Consider the following 11,068-nt stretch of genomic DNA (forward strand, 5'->3'; position numbering starts at 1 on the left):
ATGAAACGTATCGAGAATGAGTCTTACCTTGTGTGGTCTGTACCGGCGAAGAGGCCGGCACAGGCAACAGAGGTGTTAAACTGCCGCTCTTGTAACCTCCTGCGACCACCATGGCCTACAAACCCTCCCCTGCCCAGCTACCGTCCGCCCTGCTGCGCCAGGTGCGCCCGCTGCGCCTGCTGCTGAACCAGGCCGAACGCCTGGAACACCTGCAGCGCTTGCTGGAAAGCCAACTGCAGCCGGCTGCCCGCGAGCACTGCCACGTGGCATCGTGGCGTGATGGCGTATTGTTGCTGGTGGTTACCGACGGCCATTGGGCTACTCGCTTGCGCTATCAGCAAAAGCGCCTTATGCGTGAGTTGCAGGCCATGGAAGCGTTCGGCAACCTGCGGCGCATCTTGTACAAGGTGCAACCGCCATTGGTGCCTGCCAAGCGTGGCGGGCATGCTGCAGCGCTGTCGAGCAATGCCGCAGAAAGCCTTCGCGATACCGCCGAGGGGATTGCCGACCCGAAATTGCGCGCTGCCCTGGAACGTCTCGCCAGCCACGCCCGGGATAAAGGCTGAAATAAAAAAGGCCACCCGAAGGTGGCCTTAATGAACTAGAGAGTGTTCGAACTTACACGGCCGCAACAGGGCGCATGTACGAGATCGGTGCCGTGCTGGCATCTTCGAAAGTGACCACTTCCCAGGCATCGGTTTCAGCAATGAGCTTGCGCAACAGTTGGTTGTTCAGCGCGTGTCCGGACTTGTAGCCCTTGAACTCGCCGATCAGGCTGTTGCCCAGCAGGTAGAGGTCACCGATGGCGTCGAGAATCTTGTGCTTCACGAATTCGTCTTCATAGCGAAGGCCGTCTTCGTTCAACACGCCTGTCTCGTCTACCACGATGGCGTTTTCCACACTGCCGCCCAACGCAAGGTTATGCTTGCGCAGGTACTCGATGTCCCGCATGAAACCGAAGGTGCGGGCACGGCTGACTTCTTTCACGAACGACGTGCTGGAAAAATCGACACTGGCGCTCTGGGTCCGGCCGCTGACGACCGGGTGATCGAAGTCGATCTCGAAGCTCACCTTGAACCCGTCGAAAGGCAGGAAGGTAGCGCGCTTGTCGCCTTCTTCCACAGTCACCTCACGCAGGATGCGGATGAACTTCTTGGCTGCGTCCTGTTCTTCCAGGCCGGCAGACTGAATCAGGAATACAAAGGGTCCGGCGCTGCCATCCATGATCGGCACTTCCGAGGCGGAGAGCTCGACGTAGGCGTTATCGATGCCCAGGCCCGCCATGGCGGAGAGCAGGTGCTCGACCGTATCGACCTTGACGTCACCGTTGACCAACGTCGTCGACATGGTTGTCTCGCCAACGTTGGCCGCACGCGCTGCGATTTCGACCACAGGGTCGAGATCAGCGCGGCGGAAGACGATGCCGGTGTCAACAGGTGCAGGCTTGAGGGTCAGGTATACCTTCTCCCCGGAGTGCAGACCGACACCTGTGGCACGGATGGTATTCTTCAGGGTGCGTTGTTTAATCATGGCATTGGCCGCTTCAGCGCAAATTGCGAACAGGTATCAACAAAGGCTGGGGATGATAACAGACCCGACCTTTGCTGAATACCAATCACCTTTATACCCCTGATAAATTCCATTAATCAGCCTGACGACGCAGGAAAGCCGGGATATCAAGGTAGTCCAGGTCATCCTGAGGGTTGAGTTTAGCTGCCGCGGCGGCACCTGCATGGGCCTGGTTGCGCATTACAGTCGGGCGCTCCAGGTCACGGTAGTTGACCGCAGGCTGCTCCTGGCGAACCGGTGCCGGGTTGGAAGCCTCGTATGCCTGTTGAGCGGTCTGCAGGGTGTTGTCCACCACTTTGACCGGCTTCTCGATGCGTGCGCCCAGGCCAGTGGCGACCACGGTGACGTGCAGCTCATCGCGCATGTCTGGGTCGATCACGGTGCCGACCTTGACCATCGCGTGGTCAGAGGCGAAGGCTTCGATGATGCTACCTACGTCGGAGTACTCACCCAGCGACAGGTCAGGGCCGGCGGTGATGTTCACCAGGATGCCGCGGGCGCCCTGCAGGTTGACGTCTTCGAGCAACGGGTTGCGGATCGCCGCCTCGGTGGCTTCACGCGCACGGTTCGGGCCGCTGGCGCAGCCAGTACCCATCATCGCCATGCCCATCTCACCCATCACGGTACGCACGTCGGCGAAGTCGACGTTGATCATGCCAGGGCGCTTGATGATGTCGGAGATACCGCGCACGGCACCGGCCAGCACGTCGTCAGCCTTGGCAAAGGCGGACAGCAGGCTGGCATCCTTGCCCAGGATGGTCAGCAGCTTCTCGTTAGGGATGGTGATCAGCGAGTCGACGCTCTCGGCCAGCATGCGGATGCCTTCATCGGCGATCTGCATACGTTTGCGACCTTCGAACGGGAACGGACGGGTCACCACGGCGACGGTGAGGATGCCCATTTCCTTCGCCACTTCGGCGATGATCGGGGCTGCACCGGTACCGGTACCGCCACCCATGCCGGTGGTGATGAACACCATGTTGGTGCCCTGCAGCACCTCGGCGATGCGCTCACGGTCTTCCAGCGCGGCCTGACGGCCGACTTCTGGATTGGCACCTGCACCCAGGCCTTTGGTCACGCCAGTGCCCAATTGCAAGATGGTGCGCGCGCCGATGTTTTTCAGCGCCTGAGCATCCGTGTTGGCGCAGATGAATTCCACGCCTTCGATGCTGCTTTTGACCATGTGGTTGACGGCGTTGCCGCCACCACCGCCAACGCCGATCACTTTAATGACCGGACTTTGCGGGACGTTGTCTACGAGCTCGAACATTTTCCCTCTCCTTACAGTTCTCTAGTTGTTGCGCCTACCACTACTGCTTTGAAACTTAGAAATTGCCCTGGACCCACCGCTTGAAGCGCTCAAGCACTGGGGCCTTCGGTTCATCGCCATAGCTGTTGCTGCTGCTGTTGCTGTTACCGGTCAGGACCATGTCCTCGGACTGCTTCAGCAGGCCGTAGGTGAGCAGGCCCACGCCGGTGGAATAGATCGGGTTGCGCACCACGTCGCTCAACCCCCGAACGCTGTGCGGTACGCCCAGGCGTACCGGCATGTGGAAGATTTCCTCGGCCAGTTCAACGGCGCCTTCCATCTTCGCGGTGCCGCCGGTCAGGACGATGCCGGCCGGCACCAGGTCCTCGTAGCCGCTACGGCGCAGTTCGGCCTGGATCAGGGTGAACAGCTCGTCGTAACGCGGCTCCACCACCTCGGCCAGGGCCTGGCGCGACAGCTCGCGCGGTGGGCGATCACCCACGCTCGGCACCTTGATGGTTTCGCCGGCGCCGGCCAGCTTGGCCAGTGCGCAGGCGTAGCGGATCTTGATTTCTTCGGCGTACTGGGTCGGAGTGCGCAGGGCCATGGCGATGTCGTTGGTCACCTGGTCGCCGGCAATCGGGATGACCGCGGTGTGGCGGATCGCGCCTTCGGTGAAGATGGCGATGTCGGTGGTACCGCCACCGATGTCCACCAGGCACACGCCGAGCTCTTTTTCGTCGTCGGTCAGCACCGAGTAGGCCGAAGCCAGCTGCTCAAGGATGATGTCGTCGATTTCCAGGCCGCAGCGGCGTACGCACTTCTCGATGTTCTGCGCCGCGTTGACCGCACAGGTGACCACATGGACCTTGGCTTCCAGACGCACGCCGGACATGCCCAGCGGCTCGCGCACGCCTTCCTGGTTGTCGATCACGTAGTCCTGCGGCAGGGTGTGCAGCACACGCTGATCGGCCGGGATGGCCACGGCCTGGGCGGCGTCGAGCACGCGCTCAAGGTCGGCAACGCTGACCTCACGGTCGCGAATGGCGACAATGCCGTGGGAGTTCAGGCTGCGGATGTGGTTGCCCGCCACGCCGACGAAGGCCGAGTGGATGCGGCAGCCCGCCATCAGCTGCGCTTCTTCCACCGCGCGCTGGATCGACTGCACGGTCGACTCGATGTTCACCACCACGCCCTTCTTCAGGCCGCGGGACGGATGGGTACCGATCCCGACGATCTCCAGGGTGCCGTCTTCGCCCACTTCGCCGACCAGCGCCACCACCTTGGAGGTGCCAATGTCCAGCCCGACGATCATTTTGCCGCTATGCGCGTTTGCCATGGTCCTGCCTCTCTCTAATTCTTCGCAACGGCGGGTTGGGCCGTCGTCGGTGCAATCGGTTCCCGCCAACCAACGGCAAGTCCGTTGGCGTATCGCAGATCGATGCGGGCGATGTTGGTGATCTGCTCTTTAAGCGTCTTGTCGTAAATGGCAATGAAACGGCGCATCTTCTCCACCAGATGGTCGCGCCCCAACAGCAGTTCGATGCCTGGCCCGGTGCTGCCCGCACCGGTGGTCAGGAACCAGCTGCCTCGCTCGCGCAGTTCCAGGCGAGCGATGGAAAAGCCCATGGGGCGCAGCATCTGGCTCAATACCTGATACTGCTGCATGACTTGTTGCTGAGCACGCTGCGGCCCGAACAGCTGCGGCAGGTGCTCATAGTTGGCCAGCTCACGCGGGGTAAAGGCCTGGCCCTGGTTATTGAGCAAGGCTTCGTCACCCCAGCGTGCCACTGGCAGCTGTTCTTCCAGGCGGATCACCACCTCGTCCGGCCACACGCGCCGCACCTCGGCGTGGGCGATCCACGGCATCTGCTCGAGCTCTGCGCGCATCGCCGGCAGGTCGACACTGAAGAAGCTCGCCGCCATGAACGGGGCGATCCGCTGCTGCACCGCCTGCTGGCTGATGTAGCTGAGGTCGCCCTGCACCGCGATCTTGGTGATCGGCCGGTCGGCGTAGGGCATCAGGCGAATGGCACCTTCATAGGCGCCGAAGCCTGCTGCCACCAGCAGCACCGGCCAAAGCAGGCGCTTGAGTCCACTGAAGTTGGCCTTGGGCAGGCGCGCCGACATGGGCTCTTTGGCCACCATTCGACTGGCACCACGCGGCACCGGCTTGTTACGGCCGGTGGCGGGTTGCTGATGACGTAACATCGCGCCTTGCATGGCTGTTAACCTCGCGTCTCGACGCTGGCGGCCAGGATTGCCAGCACCAATTGCTGGAAGTCCAAGCCGGCCGCGCGGGCCGCCATGGGCACCAGGCTATGATCAGTCATGCCGGGTGCGGTGTTGACTTCGAGCAGCCAGAACCGGCCCTGCTCGTCCTGCATCACATCCAACCGCCCCCAGCCTTCGATGCCGATGGCATCGCAGGCGCGCGCGGTCAGGTCGATGAGTTCCTGTTCCTTGACGCTGTCCAGGCCGCACGGGATGCGGTACTGGGTATCGTTGGCGATGTACTTGGCGTCGTAGTCGTAGAACACGTGCGGCGTACCCAGGGCGATCGGCGGCAGCACCTGGCCGCGCAGTACCGCGATGGTGAACTCCGGCCCGTGGATCCACTGCTCCACCAGTACCTGGGAATCGTATTTGGCGGCGTCCTGCCAGGCGGCGACCAGTTCCTGCTCGCTGTTCACCTTGGCCATGCCGATGCTAGAGCCTTCATGGGCGGGTTTGACGATAAGCGGGAAGCCCAGTTCCGTACTGGCCTTCAAACAATCGCTTTCGCTGGCCAATACCGCGTGGCGCGGGGTCGGAATGCCCAGGCTCTGCCACACCTGCTTGGTGCGCAGTTTGTCCATGGCCAGGGCCGACGCGAGGATGCCGCTGCCGGTGTAAGGGATGCCCAGGCACTCGAGCAGGCCTTGCATGCTGCCGTCTTCACCGCCACGGCCGTGGAGGATGATGAAGGCGCGGTCGATCTTCTCGCGTTGCAGGCGGTCGAGCAGGTCGTCGCCCACATCGATGGCAACCACGTCGACACCGGCGCGGGTCAAGGCGTCGATCACGGCGGCGCCGGACTTGAGCGAGACTTCACGCTCGGCACTCTTGCCGCCGTACAGCACGGCGACGCGGCCGAACGCCTTGACGTCCAGGGTCGAGTGCAGCTTGTCGTAGGCGCTGGTCATTTCGACTTCTCCTGCTTGGCGCCAGCGAACAGCGGGCTTTTCATCAATTGCGGGGCCAGGCCACCGACATCACCGGCACCCTGGCACAGCAGGATGTCGCCGGCACGCAGCAGCGGCTGGACCAGGGGCGCAAGCTCGGCGCCACGTTCGATGTAGATCGGGTCAAGCTTGCCGCGCTGGCGAATGCTGTGGCACAGCTGACGGCTGTCCGCACCCGGAATCGGCTCTTCACCGGCCGGGTAGACTTCCATCAGCAGCAGCACGTTGGCGTCGCCCAGCACTTGTACGAAGTCGTCGTACAGGTCGCGGGTGCGGCTGTAACGGTGCGGCTGGTAGACAATCACCAGGCGGCGGCTTGGCCAGCCCCCGCGCACGGCCTTGATCACTGCAGCCACCTCAGTCGGGTGGTGGCCGTAGTCGTCGACCAGCATCACGCTGCCGCCGTCGACCGGCAGCTCGCCGTAGACCTGGAAGCGTCGGCCAACACCCTGGAAGCCGGACAGCCCCTGGACGATGGCCTCGTCGCTGATGCCTTCGTCAGAGGCGATGGCAATGGTTGCCAGGGCGTTGAGCACGTTGTGGTTGCCGGGCATGTTCACCGACACCTCCAGCGGCTCGCAGTCGCGGCGCAGCACGGTGAAGTGCGTCTGCATGCCCTGCTGGCGCACATTGATGGCGCGGATGTCGGCCTCTTCGCTGAAGCCGTAGGTGACCGTCGGGCGTTTGACCTGCGGCAGGATCTCGCGCACCACCGGGTCGTCCAGACACATCACTGCCAACCCATAGAACGGCAGGTTGTGCAGGAACTCGACGAAGGTTTTCTTCAGTTTGTTGAAGTCACCCTCATAGGTGGCCATGTGGTCGGCGTCGATGTTGGTGACCACGGCGACCATCGGTTGCAGGTGCAGGAAGCTGGCGTCGCTCTCGTCTGCTTCGGCGATCAGGTAGCGGCTGGTGCCGAGCTGGGCATTGGTGCCCGCTGCGGTCAGGCGCCCGCCGATGACGAACGTCGGGTCCAGGCCGCCAGCGGCGAACACCGAGGCCAGCAGGCTGGTGGTGGTGGTCTTGCCGTGCGTGCCGGCAACGGCCACGCCATGGCGGTAGCGCATCAGCTCGGCGAGCATCTCGGCACGCGGCACCACGGGAATACGACGTTCCAGAGCAGTGGCGACTTCCGGGTTGGCCGGGTTGATGGCACTGGACACGACCAGTACGTCGGCGTTGGCAGCGTTTTCGGCACGGTGGCCAACGAAGATCTCTGCGCCGAACGACTCCAGCCGCTCGGTAACCGGCGAGGCCTTGAGGTCGGAACCGGACACTTCATAGCCCAGGTTCAGCAGCACTTCGGCGATGCCGCACATGCCCACGCCGCCGATACCGACGAAGTGGATGCGACGGATGCGGCCCATTTTTGGCTGCGGCATGGCTTTCTGGCTTTCAACCATGGGCCACCTCCAGGCAGATATCGACCACGGTGCTGGTTGCGGCAGGTTTGGCCAGGCGCCGTGCGGTGCCAGCCATGGTGTTGAGTTTCTCGGGTTGCATCAGCACCTCGTTCAGGCGTTCAGCGAGCTGCGCTGCGCCAGTTGTCGCTTGTGGCATCAGGAAGGCAGCGCCTTCCCGAGCCAGATAGTGGGCGTTGTGGGTCTGGTGATCGTCGATCGCATGGGGCAACGGCACCAGCATCGAAGGCAGGCCCGCCGCCGCGAGTTCGCTGACGGTCAGGGCACCGGCCCGGCACACCACGATGTCGGCCCAGCCATAGGCTTGGGCCATGTCCTTGATGAAAGGCTCTACCTGAGCCTCGACGCCCGCCTCGTGATAACGCTCGGCGGTGATCGGCGCATGTTGCTTGCCAGCCTGGTGGAACACCTCTGGCCGCAGTGCTGCAGGCACTTCAGACAGGGCCTTAGGCAACAATTTGTTCAATGGTTCCGCACCCAGGCTGCCCCCGAGCACAAGCAGGCGTGCACGGCGTTCGGCCAAGGGTGCGCGTTGCGCGTCCATGAACAGCTCCGGGCGCACCGGGTTGCCGGTGGTGCGACGTTTTTCGCTGGCCGCGAAGGTGTTCGGGAAAGCTTCGCAGACGCGTGCCGAGAGTGGCACCAGCAACCGATTGGCGGTACCCGCGCGCGCATTCTGTTCGTGAATGACCAGCGGCACACCGCACAGCCGCGCGGCCACACCGCCCGGCCCGGTCACGTAGCCACCGAAGCCCAGCACGCACACAGGCTTGAGCTGACGAATGATGCGCCGTGCCTGCAGCACCGCCTTGACCAGGGTGAACGGCGCCTTGAGCAGCGACAACTTGCCCTTGCCGCGCAGGCCGCTGACCTGGATAAGGTGCAACGGCAGACCGGCCTGGGGCACCAGTTCGTTCTCGATGCCTTTCGGCGTGCCCAGCCAGTGCACGTTATAACCCCGTGCCTGGAATTCCCGGGCGCAGGCCAGGGCCGGGAACACGTGGCCCCCGGTACCGCCTGCCATGATCAGTACGTTCTTGCCGTCAGCGGCCATGACTGGTCTCCTCGGCAAAATCGCTTTCATTGAATTCGTGTTCCTCGCTGCCCAGGTGCGTGCGGCTCTCCCACTCGATACGCAGCAGCAAGCCCACGCAGGCGCAACAGATCACCAGCGAACTGCCCCCGTAACTGAGGAACGGCAAGGTCAGGCCCTTGGTCGGCAGCAGGCCGACGTTCACGCCGATATTGATCAGGAACTGGCCGATCCACAGGAAGGCCAGGCCGAATGCCATGTAGGCGGCGAAGAACTGCTTGGCCTTTTCGGCCCACAGGCCGATGTACAAGGCGCGCACGGTGACGAAAACGAACAGCGCGATGGTGACCAGTGAGCCGACCACGCCGAGCTCTTCAGCCAGCACCGAGAACACGAAGTCAGTGTGCGCCTCGGGCAGGTAGAACTGCTTCTGTACGCTGTTGCCCAGGCCCACGCCCAGCCACTCACCGCGGCCGAAAGCGATCAAGGCCTGGGTCAACTGGTAGCCCGAGCCGAACTGGTCGGACCAGGGGTCGGTAAAGGTGATCAAACGTGCCATCCGGTACGGCTGGGCCTGCACCAGGACAAACACCGCGACCACCGCCAGCACCACCATCAAACTGAAGCGGAACAACCCCACCCCGCCGAGGAACAACATGGCCGCCGCAGCGCCCATCATCACCACGGTGGCACCGAAGTCCGGCTCCATCAGCAGCAGGCCAGCCATCGGCAGCAGCACGATGAACGGCTTGAAGAAGCCCATCCAGCTCTCGCGCACCTCGGTCTGCCGGCGTACCAGATAGCCGGCCAGGTAGATGACCACGAAGACTTTGGCGATCTCCGACGGCTGCACGTTGAAGAAGCTGAAGCCGATCCAGCGCATGGAACCGTTCACTTCCCGGCCGATACCCGGCACCAGCACCAGCACCAGCAGGCCGAAGGCGCCCAGCAGCATCATGAAGCCCATGCGCTGCCAGGTGGCGATTGGCACCAGCATGGTGGCGCCGCAGGCGACCAGGCCGATGACCACGTACACCAGGTGACGGAACATGTGGTAAAGCGGGTTGCCCGACTGCACCGCGGCCACTTCCGAGGACGCCGAGGTGATCATCACCAGGCCCAGGCCCAGCAATGCCAGGCAGCCGGCAAGCATGGCAAAGTCGAGGTCGATGCCACGGCCGCTGATCAGCGGCGACGGGTACGGCTTGAAGATGCCGAAGATCATGCCAGCCCTCCCGCCGCTTGGGCGAACAAGCGCCCGCGTTCTTCAAAGTTCTTGAACATGTCGAGGCTGGCGCAGGCCGGCGACAACAGCACGGCATCACCCGGCTGAGCCAGGGCGGCGCACTGCTCGACGGCCTCTTCCAGGGTCTTGACCCGCACGTGCGGTACACCTTCGCCCAACGCTTCGGCGAGGCGCTCGGCATCACGGCCCAACAGCACCACCGCACGGCAGAAGCGCGCCACTGGCTCACGCAGCGCGGCAAAGTCAGCACCTTTGCCGTCACCGCCGGCGATCAACACCAGCTTGCCGGCGATATCCGCGCCCAGGCCTTCGATGGCCGCCAGCGCAGCACCGACGTTGGTGGCCTTGGAGTCGTCGTACCAATTGACACCATTGCGCTCGCGCACCCACTGGCAACGATGGGCCAGGCCACCAAACTCGCGCAGGGCGTCGAGCATCGGTGCAAACGGCAAGCCAGCGGCATGGCCGAGGGCCAGGGCTGCGAGGGCGTTGCTGTGGTTGTGCGAACCGCGAATTTTCAGGTCGCGCACGGGCATCAGGTTCTGGAATTCGAACGCCAGGTATTTCTCGCCGTCGACCTCACGCAGGCCAAAGGCCTTGAAGTCCGGTTGGTTAAGGCCAAAGCTCCAGCACGGCCGGCCTTCGACCGGCAATGGCCGGCTCAGCGCGTCCTGGCGGTTAACCACCACCTGATGAGCGCCCCGGAAGATGCGGTGCTTGGCCAGGTGATAAGCCGGCAGGCCGCTGTAGCGGTCCATGTGGTCTTCGCTGATGTTCAGCACGGTGGCGACTTCGGCGTTGAGCTGGTCTGTGGTTTCCAGCTGGAAGCTGGACAGCTCCAGCACATACAGCTCCACCTCATCGCTCAGCAGGTCCAGGGCTGGCGTGCCGAGGTTACCGCCCACGGCCACGCGCTTGCCCGCCTTGGCAGCCATTTCGCCGACCAGGGTGGTCACTGTGCTTTTTGCGTTGGAGCCGCTGATGGCGATGATTGGCGCTTTGGCATGGCGGGCGAACAGCTCGATGTCGCCCGACAGGGCCACACCCCGTGCCGCAGCCTGTTGCAGCGCCGGGGTGGACAAGGCCAGGCCCGGGCTCACGTACAGTTCGTTGGCGCGGCACAGGAAGTCCACGTCCAGCTCGCCACAGCGCACTTCCACCTGCGGGTAATCACGGCGCAGGGTGTCCAGTTCCGGCGGTTGCTCGCGGGTGTCGGCGACCGCAAAGGCAATGCCCCGGCTCGCCAGGAAGCGAACCAGGGACATGCCGCTCTTGCCGAGGCCGACAACGATGCGGAATTGGTCGGAAGCGATCAGTGACACG

At 63.5% G+C, this 11,068-nt stretch carries 10 protein-coding genes; 1 reads left to right on the forward strand and 9 read right to left on the reverse strand.

Going from position 1 to position 11,068, the window contains the following annotated elements; translation table 11 throughout:
* Positions 1-110 precede the first annotated feature (110 nt).
* The gene (locus tag HU764_RS21180; RefSeq protein WP_027594022.1) at positions 111-566 is read left to right on the forward strand and encodes a DUF721 domain-containing protein; all 456 of its coding nucleotides are present in this window, start codon (positions 111-113) and stop codon (positions 564-566) included.
* Positions 567-618: 52 nt separating this feature from the next.
* Here the strand turns inward: HU764_RS21180 and lpxC are convergent, their stop codons facing one another.
* From lpxC to murD, 9 genes are all read right to left on the reverse strand, one after another.
* Entirely contained in the window at positions 619-1,530 is a 912-nt protein-coding gene (gene lpxC / locus HU764_RS21185; protein WP_027594021.1) for a UDP-3-O-acyl-N-acetylglucosamine deacetylase, read from the reverse strand.
* Positions 1,531-1,642: 112 nt separating this feature from the next.
* Positions 1,643-2,839: a cell division protein FtsZ gene (gene ftsZ / locus HU764_RS21190; RefSeq protein ID WP_003251871.1), complete on the reverse strand. Its 1,197-nt coding sequence runs from the start codon at positions 2,837-2,839 to the stop codon at positions 1,643-1,645.
* A gap of 55 nt (positions 2,840-2,894) precedes the next feature.
* Complete coding sequence (gene ftsA, locus HU764_RS21195; protein ID WP_027594020.1) at positions 2,895-4,157, reverse strand: cell division protein FtsA; 1,263 nt, start codon at positions 4,155-4,157, stop codon at positions 2,895-2,897.
* Positions 4,158-4,171: 14 nt separating this feature from the next.
* Positions 4,172-5,041, reverse strand: coding sequence for a cell division protein FtsQ/DivIB (locus tag HU764_RS21200; protein ID WP_027594019.1), 870 nt, complete (start codon positions 5,039-5,041; stop codon positions 4,172-4,174).
* 5 nt (positions 5,042-5,046) lie between these two features.
* Positions 5,047-6,003, reverse strand: a complete 957-nt coding sequence (locus HU764_RS21205; protein WP_099455237.1) for a D-alanine--D-alanine ligase — start codon at positions 6,001-6,003, stop codon at positions 5,047-5,049.
* The gene (gene murC, locus HU764_RS21210) at positions 6,000-7,448 is read right to left on the reverse strand and encodes a UDP-N-acetylmuramate--L-alanine ligase (RefSeq protein ID WP_027594017.1); all 1,449 of its coding nucleotides are present in this window, start codon (positions 7,446-7,448) and stop codon (positions 6,000-6,002) included. The genes HU764_RS21205 and murC overlap by 4 nt, the downstream gene beginning before the upstream one ends.
* Positions 7,441-8,520, reverse strand: a complete 1,080-nt coding sequence (murG, locus tag HU764_RS21215) for an undecaprenyldiphospho-muramoylpentapeptide beta-N-acetylglucosaminyltransferase (RefSeq protein WP_186702506.1) — start codon at positions 8,518-8,520, stop codon at positions 7,441-7,443. Before murG ends, murC begins: the two co-directional genes overlap by 8 nt.
* On the reverse strand, positions 8,510-9,724 hold the full coding sequence (gene ftsW / locus HU764_RS21220; RefSeq protein ID WP_027594015.1) for a putative lipid II flippase FtsW: 1,215 nt from the start codon (positions 9,722-9,724) through the stop codon (positions 8,510-8,512). The genes murG and ftsW overlap by 11 nt, the downstream gene beginning before the upstream one ends.
* The gene (gene murD / locus HU764_RS21225) at positions 9,721-11,067 is read right to left on the reverse strand and encodes a UDP-N-acetylmuramoyl-L-alanine--D-glutamate ligase (protein ID WP_085273655.1); all 1,347 of its coding nucleotides are present in this window, start codon (positions 11,065-11,067) and stop codon (positions 9,721-9,723) included. Before murD ends, ftsW begins: the two co-directional genes overlap by 4 nt.
* Position 11,068: the final 1 nt, after the last annotated feature.

The sequence above is a fragment of the Pseudomonas kermanshahensis genome, assembly GCF_014269205.2.
Classification (GTDB): domain Bacteria; phylum Pseudomonadota; class Gammaproteobacteria; order Pseudomonadales; family Pseudomonadaceae; genus Aquipseudomonas; species Aquipseudomonas kermanshahensis.